The 15,223-nt window shown below is 63.1% G+C and carries 10 protein-coding genes and 1 pseudogene; 9 read left to right on the top strand and 2 right to left on the bottom strand.

All coding sequences use genetic code 11. The annotated features are described in order from the left end of the window. Positions 1 to 859, bottom strand: a pseudogene (locus tag UW3_RS27280) (2-aminoethylphosphonate--pyruvate transaminase); the annotation flags it as partial. A 112-nt stretch (positions 860 to 971) separates the two neighbouring features. Here UW3_RS27280 and UW3_RS0118565 point away from each other — a divergent pair. The 7 genes from UW3_RS0118565 (at position 972) to UW3_RS0118535 (ending at position 8,667) form a co-directional block, all read left to right on the top strand. Beyond that, positions 972 to 1,835: a LysR substrate-binding domain-containing protein gene (locus UW3_RS0118565; protein ID WP_010224336.1), complete on the top strand. Its 864-nt coding sequence runs from the start codon at positions 972 to 974 to the stop codon at positions 1,833 to 1,835. Between the two features lie 73 nt (positions 1,836 to 1,908). Continuing rightward, on the top strand, positions 1,909 to 2,940 hold the full coding sequence (locus tag UW3_RS0118560) for an AraC family transcriptional regulator (protein ID WP_010224334.1): 1,032 nt from the start codon (positions 1,909 to 1,911) through the stop codon (positions 2,938 to 2,940). A 158-nt stretch (positions 2,941 to 3,098) separates the two neighbouring features. After that, a complete protein-coding gene (locus UW3_RS0118555; protein ID WP_010224332.1) occupies positions 3,099 to 4,751 on the top strand; it encodes an AMP-binding protein in 1,653 nt (550 codons plus the stop codon). A 12-nt stretch (positions 4,752 to 4,763) separates the two neighbouring features. After that, on the top strand, positions 4,764 to 5,531 hold the full coding sequence (locus UW3_RS0118550) for an SDR family NAD(P)-dependent oxidoreductase (protein WP_010224330.1): 768 nt from the start codon (positions 4,764 to 4,766) through the stop codon (positions 5,529 to 5,531). Positions 5,532 to 5,549: 18 nt separating this feature from the next. After that, a complete protein-coding gene (locus UW3_RS0118545; protein ID WP_010224328.1) occupies positions 5,550 to 6,743 on the top strand; it encodes an acetyl-CoA C-acyltransferase in 1,194 nt (397 codons plus the stop codon). Between the two features lie 8 nt (positions 6,744 to 6,751). Beyond that, entirely contained in the window at positions 6,752 to 7,879 is a 1,128-nt protein-coding gene (locus UW3_RS0118540; RefSeq protein WP_010224327.1) for an acyl-CoA dehydrogenase, read from the top strand. Positions 7,880 to 7,893: 14 nt separating this feature from the next. Then, positions 7,894 to 8,667, top strand: coding sequence for an enoyl-CoA hydratase (locus UW3_RS0118535; RefSeq protein WP_010224326.1), 774 nt, complete (start codon positions 7,894 to 7,896; stop codon positions 8,665 to 8,667). 40 nt (positions 8,668 to 8,707) lie between these two features. Here UW3_RS0118535 and UW3_RS0118530 read toward each other — a convergent pair whose 3' ends face one another. After that, positions 8,708 to 13,216, bottom strand: coding sequence for a hypothetical protein (locus UW3_RS0118530; protein ID WP_010224325.1), 4,509 nt, complete (start codon positions 13,214 to 13,216; stop codon positions 8,708 to 8,710). Positions 13,217 to 13,422: 206 nt separating this feature from the next. On the opposite strand from UW3_RS0118530, the gene exaC reads away from it, so the two are divergent. After that, complete coding sequence (gene exaC, locus UW3_RS0118525) at positions 13,423 to 14,943, top strand: acetaldehyde dehydrogenase ExaC (RefSeq protein ID WP_010224324.1); 1,521 nt, start codon at positions 13,423 to 13,425, stop codon at positions 14,941 to 14,943. Positions 14,944 to 15,053: 110 nt separating this feature from the next. Beyond that, the gene (gene pqqA / locus UW3_RS28355; protein WP_009394664.1) at positions 15,054 to 15,125 is read left to right on the top strand and encodes a pyrroloquinoline quinone precursor peptide PqqA; all 72 of its coding nucleotides are present in this window, start codon (positions 15,054 to 15,056) and stop codon (positions 15,123 to 15,125) included. Positions 15,126 to 15,223: the final 98 nt, after the last annotated feature.

The following is a 15,223-nucleotide window of genomic DNA, read 5'->3' as shown; positions in this document are numbered from 1 at the left end:
CAAAAAAGCCGATCGCGGCCATGCCGTCGAGCAGCGTCTTGCAGTTGCTGGCATAGCGTTGATGGCGGGCGGGCAGGCCGCCTTCTTCGGTGTATTGCAGCAAGGCCTCGTGCAGCGCCGCTACCACGTGGGTGGGCGGGGTGAAGCGCCATTGGCCGGTCTTGGCCATGTAGGCATGCTGGTCCTGCAGGTCCATGGCCAGCGACGGCGAGTTGCCTTCGGCGGCGGCCAGCGACTGTTTGTTGGCAAACACGAAGCCCATCCCGGGCACACCTTCCAGGCATTTGCCCGACGCGGCGATCAAGGCATCGAACGGCACGTGGCGGGCATCGATCGGCAAGGCGCCGAACGAGCTCATGGCGTCGATGATCAGACGCTTGCCGTGGCGGGCGATGACCTCGGCGATCTGCGCCAGTGGGTTGAGAATGCCAGTGCTGGTTTCGCAGTGAATCAGCGCCACGTGGGTAATGCTGCTGTCGGCGGCCAGCAGGCGATCGACGTCGGCGGCGGTGGTCGGCTGGTCTTCGGCGGTTTCGAAAGTGCTGCAGGCACGCCCCAGGACCTTGCAGATCTTCGCCAGGCGTTGGCCGTAGGCGCCGTTGATCAGCACCAGGACCTTGCCATCGCGAGGCACCAGGGTGCCGATGGCGGCCTCCACGGCAAAGGTGCCGCTGCCTTGCAGGGGCACGCAGTGGTGGCTGTCGGCGCCGTTGACGATGGCCAGCAGTTGCTCGCAGAGGCTGGCGGTCAGCTGGTTGAAGTCGCGGTCCCATGAGCCCCAGTCGACCATCATCGCTTGGCGGGTGCGGGCTGAGGTGGTCAGGGGGCCGGGGGTCAGCAGGAGAGGGGCGTTACTCATTCCGGTAATCCTCACAAGCGGTGGGCTGAATCTATGGGGCCTAAGTTGCAATTCCGTGAGCTATCAATCAAATTATTTGTTGTTATGCCAGCCATAAGTCAGGCCGATAGATATGAACCTGTTCCAGCTCCGCGCTTTCGACGCCGTGGCCCGTGAGGGCAGTTTTACCCGCGCCGCCAACCGCCTGTTCATCAGCCAGCCAGCGGTGACCGGGCATATCAAAGGCCTGGAGGAGCATTACCAGATCACCTTGCTGCGTCGCACCGCCCGGCGGGTCGAGCTGACCGAGGAAGGCATTCGCCTGGCGGCGATTACCCGCGCCATGTTCGGTTTGGCCGAAGAAGCGCAGGTGATGCTTGAGGCCAACCGGCAGTTGCTCACCGGGCGCCTGGAAGTGGCGGCCGATGGCCCGCACCGGGTCATGCCGATGCTGGCGCAGTTGCGTGAGGCTTACCCGGGCATCACCGTCAACCTGCGCCTGGGCAACGCCCAGGAAACCCTGGCAGCGCTGCTCTGCGAGCATGCCGATGTGGCGGTCCTGACCGAAGTCGAACCGCGCAAGGGCCTGTACCTGCAAAGCCTCGGTGATTCACGGATCTGCGCTTTGCTACCGGCCGGGCACGTTTGGGCGGGCAGTACAGGTGAGCTGCAGTTGAGGGAACTGGACGCACAGATCATGGTGCTGCGCGAACCCAGCTCGATCACCCGCCGCACGTTCGATCAGGCCTGCAGTGAGGCCGGTGTTCAGCCGCGGGTCCTGCTGGAGCTCGATAGCCGTGAAGCAGTGACTGAAGCCGTGGCTGCGCAGCTTGGCATCGGCATCGTGTCTTCGGCGGAAATCAGCCATGACCCGCGGGTGGTGGCACGGCCCATCGCCGGATCGGGGCTGGTCAACCAGCACATGATCGGCTGCTTGCAGCGGCGCCGCGAACTGCGCCTGATCCAGGCTTTTCTCAACCTGGCTCCGGTACGCTGAGCCAGGGCTGGTTTTTTCCCGGCAGGCTCCTAAGATGGCGATCAAATAACACAGGCAAGGCGAAATACTGCTGATGACGGAGAAAGACACCATCTCCATGCAACTGGTGCGTGAAGCGCTGCTGCAGAGTTATGCCCCGGGTGCACCCAGCCAGGCCTTGCTCGGCCGCGTGGGGATCGATCCCGGGCAACTGCACGAAGCTGACGCACGGGTGCCGGCCAGTGCCTACGCGCAGCTCTGGCGCTTGCTCGCTCGCCGTTGCCACGATGAATTCTTTTGCATGGACCCGCGCGGCCTGCGCACCGGCAGCCTGGCCTTCCTGTGCCGTTCTTCCATGGCCCAGCCAACCCTGGGCGCCGCGCTGGAGAGCGCCCTGGCGTTTCTCGGGCTGATGCTCGAGCACCTGCAGCCGGTCCTGGTACGCCAGCAGAGCCTGGCGGAAATCGTCGTCGGCGAGCCGCTGGATGAGCCGCGCCGGGCCTTCACTTATTTCACTTTCTGGATGATTGTCCATGGGGTTGCCTGCTGGCTGGCCGGGCGGCGCATTCCGATCCTGGCCATCGAGCTGCGTTGCGCTGAACCGCCATTTTGCGATGACTACCGGGTAATGTTTTCGGAGAACCTGCAGTTCGGCCGCCCGCGTACGCGGATGATCTTCGCGGCCGATTGCCTGGACCTGCCGCTCAAACGTACGCCGGAAGAGTTGCAGCGCTTTCTGGCCGAGGCGCCGGCCAACATTCTGGTCAAGTACCGTGACCCGGCCAGCCTCGCGCGACGGATCAAGGAAACGCTGCGCCAGCTACCCGCCGGCGAGTGGCCGGAAACCGAAACCCAGGCCCAGCAGCTGTGCATATCGGCCTCGACCCTGCGTCGCCGTCTGGCCGAAGAAGGCACGACCTATCAGGGCCTCAAGGACAGTGTGCGCAAAGAGCTGTCGATTGCCTGGCTGGCAGAGGCGCAGGTGAGCTTCGCCGAGATTGCCGAGCGTCTGGGGTTCGCCGACAGCAGCTCATTCTACAAGGCGTTTCGCAAATGGTATGGCTGCAACCCTGGCCACTATCGGACGCTGATCGGGCAGGGTGAAACCCATCCACCGGCGCGATGATCGCGGCTGCGGCAACGTCGGCAAACGGTCCACGCAATCCTTGAGGCCAAACCAGTCATCCAGATTGACAGCTTTGGCCATTGTCCCGTAACGGCTCTGGCGCGACTATCTTCAGATCAATCGTTTTATTCCAACAATAAAAAACGAGGAGTCTGGCGATGCGTGATTACCGTGCCGCGGCGCAAGGATTCAACTACCCGCAAACCGCTGCGGCCGCCCTGCAAGGCAGCCTTGAAGCGCTCAATGCCTGCGTCGAATGCTGCGACCGGCATGTTGGCGGCAATCGTATTGCACTGAACTGCGAAGGCCGCGAGGGTAGCAGCGCCCAGTACAGCTTCGAGCAACTGCAGCAATCTGCTGCGCGCCTGGCCAATGTGCTCAGGGCCCAGGGTGTAGGCGCCGGCGACCGGGTTGCCGGCTTGATGCCGCGTACGGTCGAGTTGCTGATCACCGTGTTGGCCACCTGGCGCCTGGGCGCAGTCTACCAACCGCTGTTCACTGCTTTTGGCCCCAAGGCTATCGAGCACCGGCTGGAACAGTCCGGGGCCAAGGTGGTGGTCACCGAGCCACTCAATCGCAGCAAGCTCGACGAGGTCCATGACTGCCCGACGATCATCTGTGTTGGTGCCGCCGACGACGCCAGCGATATCGACTTTCACACGGCGCTGGCAGCAGCCGATGATCATTGCCCGCCGGTGCTGCTCGGTGCAGATGCGCCGTTCCTGCTGATGTTCACCTCCGGCACTACCGGCCCGGCCAAGCCGCTGGAAGTGCCGCTGCGGGCGATCGTTGCCTTCCAGGGCTACATGCGTGACGCCATCGACCTGCGCCCTGAGGACAATTTCTGGAACCTCGCCGATCCGGGCTGGGCCTACGGGCTTTACTACGCGGTGACCGGGCCCCTGGCGCTGGGGCACGCCACGACCTTTTTCGATGGGCCGTTCAGTGTCGAAAGCACCTGCCGGGTCATCAACAAGTACGCCATCAGCAACCTGGCAGGCTCGCCCACCGCCTATCGCCTGCTGATCGCTGCCGGCCGCGCGTTCAGCACGCCGATCAAGGGCCGCTTGCGGGTGGTCAGCAGCGCCGGCGAGCCGCTCAACCCGGAAGTGATCCGCTGGTTTGCCGATGAGTTGCGGGTGACCATCCACGACCATTACGGGCAGACCGAGCTGGGCATGGTGCTGTGCAACCACCATGGCCTGGAGCACCCGGTGCACCTGGGCTCGGCCGGCTTCGCCATTCCCGGCCACCGCATCGTCGTGCTCGATGAGCAGCACCGTGAACTGCCGGCAGGGCAACCGGGGATTCTCGCCGTGGATCGCGAGCAGTCGCCGCTGTGCTGGTTTAACGGCTACCACGGTTTGCCGACCAAGGCCTTCGTCGGCAAGTACTACTTGAGCGGCGACACCGTCGAGCTCAATAGCGATGGCAGCATCAGCTTTGTCGGTCGCAGTGACGACGTGATCACCACCTCCGGCTACCGGGTCGGCCCGTTCGATGTCGAGAGCGCGCTGATCGAACACCCGGCGGTGATCGAGGCCGCGGTGGTCGGCAAGCCCGACCCGGAACGTACCGAACTGATCAAGGCCTTCGTGGTGCTGGCCAGCGGCACACAGCCCTGCGAGGAACTGGCCGAGGCGCTGAAACAGCATGTCCGCCAGCGCCTGTACGCCCACGCCTATCCACGGGAAATCGAATTCGTCAGCGAACTGCCCAAGACCCCGAGCGGCAAGCTGCAGCGTTTCATCCTGCGTAACCAGGAAATTGCCAAACAACAAGCCGCGCAGGCTTCGACCGTCAGCGCCTGAGGAACGACCATCATGCAGATTGCCAACAAGAACTTCATCGTCAGCGGCGCAGCCTCCGGCCTGGGCGCCGCCACCGCACAGATGCTCATCGAGGCCGGAGCCCAGGTGATGCTGGTCGACCTCAATGCCGAGGCGGTCGCTGCCAAGGCCCAGGCGCTGGGCACCAAGGCACGCTTTGCAGTTGCCGATATCAGTCAGGAGGCCGCCGCCAAGGCCGCAGTCGATGCCGCCGTTGCCGCCTTCGGCAGTCTCCATGGCCTGATCAATTGCGCCGGTATCGTTGGCGCCGAAAAGGTTCTGGGCAAGAACGGCCCCCATGGCCTGGACAGCTTCAGCCGGGTGATCAACGTCAACCTGATCGGCAGCTTCAACCTCTTGCGCCTGGCCGCTGCGGCCATGGCCGAAGGCGAGGCGGGCGCCGACGGTGAGCGCGGGGTGATCATCAATACCGCGTCGATCGCCGCTTATGACGGCCAGATCGGCCAGGCCGCCTACGCCGCCTCCAAGGGTGCGATCGCCAGCCTGACCTTGCCCGCCGCCCGTGAACTGGCACGCTTCGGCATCCGTGTGATGACCATCGCCCCGGGCATTTTCGAAACCCCGATGATGGCCGGCATGACCCAGGAAGTACGCGACTCGCTGGCCGCCGGAGTACCGTTCCCGCCACGCTTGGGCCGCCCGCAGGAATACGCCGCGCTGGCCCGCCACATCATTGAAAACAGCATGCTCAACGGTGAGGTGATCCGCCTCGACGGCGCCTTGCGCATGGCTGCCAAATAATTTTCGGAGTATTCAATCATGACCCTTGCCAATGATCCGATTGTAATCGTCAGCGCCGTGCGCACGCCCATGGGCGGCCTGCAGGGCGACCTGAAAAGCCTGACCGCACCGCAGTTGGGTGCTGCGGCCATTCGTGCCGCTGTCGAGCGTGCCGGGGTAGCCCCCGACAGCGTCGAGCAGGTGCTGTTCGGCTGCGTGCTGCCGGCAGGCCTGGGCCAGGCCCCGGCGCGCCAGGCGGCGCTGGGCGCCGGGCTGAACAAGGCCACCACCTGCACCACCCTGAACAAGATGTGCGGCTCGGGCATGCAGGCGGCGATCATGGCCCACGACCTGCTGCTGGCCGGCAGCGCCGATGTGGTTGTGGCCGGCGGCATGGAGAGCATGTCCAATGCCCCTTACCTGCTGGACAAGGCCCGCAGCGGTTACCGCATGGGCCACGGCAAGATCATCGACCACATGTTCTTCGACGGCCTGGAAGATGCCTACGACAAGGGCCGGTTGATGGGCACCTTTGCCGAGGACTGCGCCCAGAGCAATGGATTTACCCGTGAGCAGCAGGACGATTTCGCCATCGCCTCGCTGACCCGCGCCCAGCAGGCTATCAAGGACGGCAGCTTTGCCAGCGAGATCGTTCCGGTCGAAGTGACCGAGGGCAAGACCCAACGCCTGATCAGCGACGACGAGCAGCCGCCCAAGGCGCGCCTGGACAAGATCCCGCAGCTCAAGCCGGCCTTTCGCGACGGCGGCTCGGTGACCGCGGCAAACTCCAGCTCGATCTCCGACGGTGCTGCGGCGCTGGTGCTGATGCGTCGTTCCCAGGCACAAAAGCAAGGCTTGAAGCCGCTGGCGGTGATCCATGGTCACGCGGCATTTGCCGACACCCCGGCGTTGTTCCCCAGCGCACCGATCGGTGCTATCGACAAGCTGGTCAAACGCACTGGCTGGAGCCTGGCCGAGGTCGACCTGTTCGAAATCAACGAAGCCTTCGCCGTGGTCACCCTGGCGGCGATGAAGCACCTGGACCTGCCGCACGACAAGGTCAACGTCCATGGCGGCGCGTGCGCCCTGGGCCACCCGATCGGTGCTTCGGGCGCACGCATCCTTGTCACCTTGCTCGCGGCCCTGCGCCAGAAAGGCCTGCATCGCGGGATTGCCGCCATCTGCATCGGCGGCGGTGAAGCCACGGCCATGGCCGTCGAGTGTCTGTACTGAGGTGCACCATGCTAATCAATGACGAACAACAGCAAATCAGCGATGCGGTGCGCCAGTTTGCCCAGGAGCGCCTGCGGCCATTCGCCGAGCAGTGGGACCGCGAACACCGCTTTCCCAAGGAGGCCATCCAGGAGATGGCCGAGCTGGGCCTGTTTGGCATGCTGGTGCCGGAGCAGTGGGGCGGCAGCGACACCGGTTATGTCGCCTATGCCATGGCCCTGGAAGAAATCGCCGCCGGCGACGGCGCTTGCTCGACCATCATGAGCGTGCATAACTCGGTGGGCTGCGTACCGATCCTCAAGTTCGGCAATGAGCAACAGAAGCAGCAGTTCCTCACGCCGCTTGCCAGTGGCGCGATGCTCGGTGCCTTCGCCCTGACCGAGCCGCAGGCCGGCTCCGATGCCAGCAGCCTGAAGACCCGCGCCCGCCGAGATGGCGATCACTACGTGCTCAACGGCTGCAAGCAGTTCATCACCTCCGGGCAGAACGCCGGGGTGGTGATCGTGTTTGCCGTGACTGACCCCGAGGCCGGTAAACGCGGCATCAGTGCCTTTATCGTGCCCACCGACTCAGCGGGTTACCAAGTGGCGCGAGTCGAGGACAAACTCGGCCAGCACGCCTCCGACACCTGCCAGATCGTCTTTGACAACGTGCGCGTGCCGGTGGCCAACCGCTTGGGCGAGGAGGGCGAAGGCTACAAGATCGCCCTGGCCAACCTTGAAGGTGGCCGTATCGGCATCGCTTCGCAATCGGTGGGCATGGCCCGTGCCGCCTTCGAGGTGGCCCGTGACTATGCCCGCGAGCGCGAGAGCTTCGGCAAACCGTTGATCGAGCACCAGGCCGTGGCCTTCCGCCTGGCCGACATGGCCACCCGCGTTGCCGTGGCCCGGCAGATGGTCCTGCATGCCGCGGCGCTGCGCGATGCCGGGCGTCCGGCCCTGGTCGAAGCGTCGATGGCCAAGCTGTTCGCCTCGGAAATGGCCGAAAAGGTCTGTTCGGATGCCTTGCAGACCCTCGGCGGTTATGGCTATCTGAGCGACTTTCCGCTGGAGCGCATCTACCGCGATGTGCGGGTCTGCCAGATCTATGAAGGCACCAGCGACATTCAGCGCATGGTCATTGCGCGCAATCTTTGAAGGGAGCAGCTTGCATGTCATTTGAAACCATTCTGTTGGACATCCACGGCAAGGTCGGCCTGATCACCCTCAACCGCCCTCAGGCGCTCAATGCCCTGAACGCGCAGATCGTCGGCGAGATCAACCAGGCCTTGGACCAGCTCGAGGCCGACCCGAACATCGGTTGCGTGGTGCTGACCGGCTCCGCCAAGGCGTTCGCAGCTGGCGCCGACATCAAGGAAATGGCCGACCTGCGCTACCCGCAGATCTACGTCGATGACCTGTTCAGCGACGCTGATCGCATCGCCAACCGGCGCAAGCCGATCATCGCCGCTGTGTCGGGTTTTGCCCTGGGCGGCGGTTGTGAACTGGCGATGATGTGCGACTTCATCCTTGCCGCCGATAACGCCAAGTTCGGCCAGCCGGAAATCAATCTCGGTGTGCTGCCGGGCATGGGCGGCACCCAGCGCCTGACCCGTGCGGTGGGCAAGGCCAAGGCCATGGAGCTGTGTCTGAGCGGCCGCCTGATGGGCGCCGAGGAAGCCGAGCGCGCTGGCCTGGTCGCACGGGTAGTACCGCAGGCCGAGTTGCTGGAGGAAGCGCTGAAAGTGGCCGCGACCATCGCCAGCAAGTCGATCCCGATGACCATGATGGTCAAGGAAAGCGTCAACCGTGCCTTTGAGGTCAACCTGGCCGAGGGCGTGCGTTTCGAGCGCCGGGTGTTCCATGCGGCCTTCGCCACCGAAGACCAGAAGGAAGGCATGGCCGCGTTTATCGCCAAGCGTGAGGCGCAGTTCAAGGATCGTTGAAATGGATCGGGCGCTGCTGCCAGCGCCCGGTTTTCTACCGTCACTCCTTGAAAAACCATTGCCGAGCCGCCAGGCTTATCGGCCCGCGGTGCACCACCTTGTTGCCTTCGACGAACTGCCCGCGGTCATAGCGCTGACTGGCAAGCTTCAGGTGCGCGGCCTTGAAGTCGTCGACCGGGGTGTTCTCGGCCGCGTAGTGAAAGTGCGCATACCACAAGGGTTTGTTGGCGTGCAGCACCACGTACTCATCCAGGTACTCCTGTGCCCAGCCCCGGGTACTGGCCAGCGGCTTGCGCTTGACCAGCCGCTTGAGTTTCACCTGGCCCTTGCCCAGCAGGTACTCCAGCTCGCGCATGCTCGGTGCTTGCGTCAGGGCCGCCTCTATCCTCAGTTGCTCGCCGGTGTGCAACAGTTCGCCAGCGACTTCATCCAGCTGTTTGATCTGCAGGGCTGCATCCGTGTTGCCAGCCGCCTGATCGGTCTGGTTGTCGCGGGTCAGGGTTCGCTCGATGGCCTGGCGCTGCGCAGTCAGCGCCAGCCGTCGGCGATCGGCTATTTCCTCGATTTCGATTGGCAGGTAGGTGCTTCTGCCCTGGTTCTTAAGGCGCTGGATATCTTGCCTAGCGAGTGCGGCAAGGCGCATGCCTTCACGCAGCAGGGCACTCAGATCGGCGTCTGTGACCTGTGGAGGTAGCGCTTGCTCGGGGGATATGGGCTCCCAGGTCCCAGTAAGCGGATCTTCACGGTAGGACGCACGGATACTGTCGTCCTGTGGGTTGTGGATGTCGACGATACCTTCACTGTCGCGTCGCTGTTGCCCTAGCAGCACGCCCTCGTCACGGGTTTCGATCAGCCCTGGCACTTGTCGGTGCAACTGACGCAGGCTGCTGCGCTCAAGCAGCGGCTGCGGGTATTCGTCGAGGTCGGCGCGGGTCTCCTTGAGCATCAAGGTCAAGTCGGTTTCGAGCCTGGACACCAGGCTGTCGGCGGCCTGCTGACCGGGCACCAGGTTTTTCAGATTGCCCAGTTGGCGCAGCGCCGTGCTGAAGTGGCGCTGGATATTGTCCAGTACGCGGGCATGAACCTCTGCCTGCTCACGGCTCAAGGCCTGCAGGTTCATGCGCTGCAGCATGCCCTGCTCGATATTGCGCCAGCTGTGCTCGAGCCAGTAATCGCTTTCGCTGGCATCCTCGCCTGCCTCCACCAGCCTCAAGCGGTTGCTCAGCACCTCGCTGCGCAGGGTGTACCAGTACAGCCGCGACGCAGGACCGACGGCAGGTTCGTTGAGGCTCAGTTCCATCATCTGGATAGTGGGTTGACGGATGCTGGACAGCTTGTGCAGTTGCTCGCGGGTAGCGCTCAGGGTCTCGGTATGGCTGATCAGTTTGCCGAGCAGGAGCTCGATCTGGTCGAGCAGATCGACCTGCATTGAATGTTTGCTTGAGCCTGGCTCAGGCAAGACTCCGTCGGTTTCCCTGACCGACTGGACAAAGCGCTGGCGCAACGGTTTGTACAGTTTGCCCAGGGTCGAAAGCATGGACAGCTGGCAACGTGCTCGTTCAAACAGGGCTTTTGCCTGCAGTGTCTTGTACTGATTGAGGGGGCGTTTTTCATTGCGTTCACGCAGCGTCTCTCGGTGTCGCTCGAAGTCCTGGGACAACGTTTCCATCTTGCCCAGATAGCCTTGCAGGATGCGCGGGTCGGTGTCGTCAGTGAGCTGCCGGGCAAATGCCTGCAGACGTTGCTGGCTGGCCAGTGCCTCGGCTTGCTGCGTGCGTAATGTCTGATCCAGGTTGTCGATCGACTGCTCCAGGTCAGCGGACTTGAGGCGATTGCGCAGGGGCTGCCCGCCGCGCAGGCGCAAGCGCAGATCGAGTGTCCAGCGCAGGGCCTCATCTCTTCTCAGCCAGGGCCCGGCGATAATGCGCGGTTGGTCGATGGCGGCATCGAATTGCACTGGATAGGCGCGAGCGCCCTGGGCGAAATAGAGTTGTTCGTTGTGCAGGTACAGGCCCTGCAGCGTCCCGTCCGCGATGGGGGAGCCGAGCGTACTGGGTGATAGCGGGCTGGCCAGGCTTTCAAGGTGGGTTTTCTGCTGGGCTGTAAGCCGGTGGTCAGGACGCGCCCAGCTGAAGTTCAGCTCGGCCTGCGGTGCGGGTAGCGTCTGAGCGGTGGGTGTTCTTGCTGGCACAGAGGCGTGGGTGGGCGGCGTGGGCGCTTCTGGGCGGATGCCCAGCCTGCGGGTGGCGTGCACGAACAGGACCATGGCGATATTGATCAGCAGGTCGGCGAACGCCTGGCGATGCGCTGCCGGGCTGTCCTTTTCATCACTCTCGAGCAGGCGCTTGGCACTGTCGAGCACCTGGATCATCCAGGTGACCTTGGCCACGGTGCCTTCGAACAACGGCAGCAAAGTGTTGAACATCAGCCAACCCAGTTGCTTCCAGGCGTTCCAGCGCGATTGCGCGGTGCTGGTCGAGTGGCGCTTGGCCCGTTCGACCAGTTCTTCGGCACTGGCCTGGTAGATCAGCTCGCGTAGCGACCCTTGTGCCGGAGCCGTACCCAGGCTGGCCGGTGCAGGCGTCTGCAACTGTTCGAACTCGGCACCAGGGACGAAGCGGTGAATGTGTGGCTCATGCAGGCCGCCATTGGCATAGATCGGACGGGTTTGTTCAGGCAGGCGATCGAGCCGGTCATCCTGCAACGGGCCGCTGCTGGCAAGCGCGTCGAACAGGGCAGTCCGGTCGCGAAACTCCAGCAGCGCTTCGGTATGCAACGGACGATACAGTAAACAAGGGCCTTGCCTGACATCGCCAGGTTCGATCAGCCATGCATTGAGTGGCGTATCGGCAGTAGCGCCACTTGCACGCAGCAGGGTCAGGGGCCTGAGTACGAAGCCCCCCGGCGCTGACTGGCCAAACAGGGCGTCTACCGCCTGGCAGGCCGCCAGGCTGATGCGTTTGTCGCGCAGATGCAGCTCCAGTGCCAAGAGCGGCAACTGGGTCTTGAGCTGCGCACTGAACAGCGTCCGCCGCGTCTTCGACTGATCGGGGTCGTCTAGCAATTGCCGTTGCAAGGTCTGCGGATATTGCCCACCAATGTCCAGTTCACCTACCAGAGTGCGCACATAGGCTTCATTCATCCAGTCGGGCAGGTCGGCACCGCTGAGCAAATGCAGGCTCACAGTGTTTGCGGCCAGCACGCCCAGATTGTCGATGGCCAGTTGTGCGAGGGAAAAGTTGACGACCTTGATTACGCCGTCGGTGATCACACTGTCTTGCCCGGCGCTGGCGCTGGCGATGACCTGATGATTAGTGACTATCACGTCGCTGGCCTTGAACCCGGCAGCAGGGTGATCGTGCTCAATCCTCGCGTCCAGGGCCTTGCAGGCGAAGGCCTCGGCGGTGTCGATGCCGTCACGCCAGGTTTTGCCGGCGGCCGCTTTGTGTGATTGGGCCTGATTGATCAGCAAGGTGCTGTAGCGGATGGCCAGTTCGTTGTCGAGTAGCCATGCCGGCAATAGTGAAGCGATCTTGTTCTGACGTTCCAGCTCTTGAGCCGTGCACAGGTCCAGCATCGAGGTCGAGCGGTCGATGATGGCGTTGAGCGCTGCCGCTTGCTCAGGCGTTCTCGATGCCTGGGCGATGACCTCGATCAAACGCAATTGTTGCTTGAGAAAACCGACGGCCTGGGCTTCGAATGCCGAGGTTGTCGGCTCGCGGAATCGAGCCTGGGGAGGTGTGGATAACAACGACCTTGGCCAGTGCCGGGTGAGCATGTCGAGAAAACCCTGGGTGGAATCGAAGGGCGCCAGGGCGCCTACCAGGGTAAACAGCATCGCCACCTGGGCCTTGGGTGGGTCGGGAAAGTCTTCGACCAGCAAGGCACTGGACAGATCGGCATCAATGAGCTGGGCCGAGGTCAGGTCGACCGTTATCTGCTGGACGCTCAAGCCCTGCAGGTTGTCAAAGCGGCTGCGTTGCTGCGGTGTTGGAAAGGCCGGCACGATGCTGGCGATAGCCGCTTGCGCCGGGGTCAGCCGGCCAGCGTTGAGGCCGACAATGATCGCATCCTTCATCAGCTTTTGCAGGTAAGCGGCGTACCAGCCCCAGGGCGTTTCGCCATGTGCGTCACTCTGGCTCCAGAATTCGACCAGTGCCTGCAGGAACGCCTCGACGATCAAAGGACCACAGTCATTGACCAGCAGTTCAACGGTATGCAGGTCCACCTCAAGGTGTGCATCGGCACCTTGTTGAGGGTAGCGGCTGAGATAGTCTTCCCCGTCATTCAGGTTCAAGGTGCTGCCCAGGCAATATCGCTCGATCAGCACTTGAGGCAACTGGCGGATAAGAACATGAGGTTCGGTGTGGCTGATCAGATAGAGCGTCAGCGGATTGTGCTGCAGTGGCAGTTGCCGTTGGGCCCAGTGCTCAAGCAGGATCTGGCCGGCGATTTCGAGCAGGGCGGGACGCTTGACGAAGCGCTTGGCGACCGCGCAGCTCAAGGTCGCCTGTTCGGCTATGGACTGATGGAGGGAAGGGACGGTCATCTGGCGAGGCTTCCAAAAAAGAAGGGAGGCCACATAAGACGATTGCGCCCGCATGAGCAGGCGGTAGCCGGTTACCACCCAGGCGTTACTACCAATTGACGAGACGGCACCTGCCAAGGACCGATTCGCGCCTGCCGTGCGGCTGCTTACCATCGGCTCAACTGCCTGTCATGCCGACAGGCCCGCACCGCACATGAGGCCCCCCCATGATCTACGCGCCCCCTGGCTCACCTGATGCCCTGATCAGTTTCAAGGCTGTCTACGGCAACTACATCGGCGGCGAATTCGTGGCCCCGTTGACGGGCCAGTACTTCAGCAACAGCTCGCCGGTCAATGGCCAGGCCATTGCCGAGTTCCCGCGCTCCGCGGCCGCTGACATCGACCTGGCCCTGGATGCCGCCCACGGCGCGGCGCCAGCCTGGGGACGCACCTCGGTGCAGGAGCGCTCGCGGATCCTGTTGAAGATCGCCGATCGCATCGAACAGCACCTTGAAGTGCTGGCCCTGAGCGAAACCTGGGACAACGGCAAGGCCATCCGCGAAACCCTGAATGCCGACGTGCCACTGGCTGCCGATCACTTTCGTTACTTCGCCGGCTGCATCCGCGCCCAGGAAGGCAGCGCCGCCGAGATCAACGAGCACACTGCCGCTTATCACTTCCATGAGCCGCTCGGCGTGGTCGGGCAGATCATCCCCTGGAACTTCCCGTTGCTGATGGCCGCCTGGAAACTCGCCCCGGCCCTGGCCGCAGGCAACTGCGTGGTGCTCAAGCCGGCCGAGCAGACGCCGCTGTCGATTACCGTGTTCGCTGAACTGATCGGTGATCTGTTGCCCGCTGGCGTGCTCAACATCGTCCACGGCTTTGGCCGCGAAGCCGGTGAAGCCCTGGCCACCAGCAAGCGTATCGCCAAGATTGCTTTCACCGGCTCTACCCCGGTGGGCTCGCACATCATGAAATGCGCTGCCGAGAACATCATCCCCTCGACGGTGGAACTGGGCGGCAAGTCGCCGAACATCTTCTTCGAAGACATCATGCAGGCCGAGCCCGCGTTCATCGAAAAAGCCGCCGAAGGCCTGGTGCTGGCGTTCTTCAATCAGGGCGAAGTGTGTACCTGCCCGTCGCGGGCGTTGATCCAGGAGTCGATCTACGAGCCGTTCATGGCCCAGGTTCTGAAAAAGATCAGCCAGATCAAGCGCGGCAACCCGCTGGACACCGAGACCATGGTCGGCGCCCAGGCATCCGAGCAGCAATACGACAAGATCCTCTCCTACCTGCAGATCGCCCGCGAAGAGGGCGCCCAGGTGCTCACTGGCGGCGATTGCGAACGCTTGAGCGGTGATCTTGCCGGCGGCTATTACATCCAGCCGACCCTGCTCAAGGGCCACAACCAGATGCGCGTGTTCCAGGAAGAAATCTTCGGCCCGGTGGTCGGCGTGACCACGTTCAAGGACGAAGCCGAAGCCCTGGCGATTGCCAACGACACCGAGTTCGGCCTCGGTGCCGGGGTCTGGACCCGCGACATCAACCGCGCCTACCGCATGGGCCGCGGCATTCAGGCCGGGCGGGTGTGGACCAACTGCTACCACCTGTACCCGGCCCACGCCGCGTTCGGTGGCTACAAGAAATCCGGGGTCGGCCGCGAGACCCACAAAATGATGCTCGATCACTACCAGCAGACCAAGAACCTGCTGGTGAGTTACGACGTCAATCCGCTGGGGTTCTTCTGAAGGCCCGGATAACCTGAAAGAAACGGTTCCAAAGTAGCATTCGACCCGCACCGGCAACGGTGTATTAATAGGCGCACCGCAATCCTGTGGTGCCAGAAGAGGATGGACCTATGTGGAAAAAGCCTGCGTTCACTGATCTGCGTATCGGTTTTGAAGTGACCATGTACTTCGCCAATCGCTGATCCCTCTTGCGCCGGTCGCTGCTTGCAGCGGTCGGCGCTTCTGTTTCTGCCTGCGATGGTCTGATTGCAATCGAGGCGGGATGCTTTAGGCTGGCGCT

Origin of the sequence: Pseudomonas donghuensis, assembly GCF_000259195.1 — a bacterium.
Classification (GTDB): domain Bacteria; phylum Pseudomonadota; class Gammaproteobacteria; order Pseudomonadales; family Pseudomonadaceae; genus Aquipseudomonas; species Aquipseudomonas donghuensis.
This window is presented reverse-complemented; position numbering and strand designations above follow the sequence as displayed.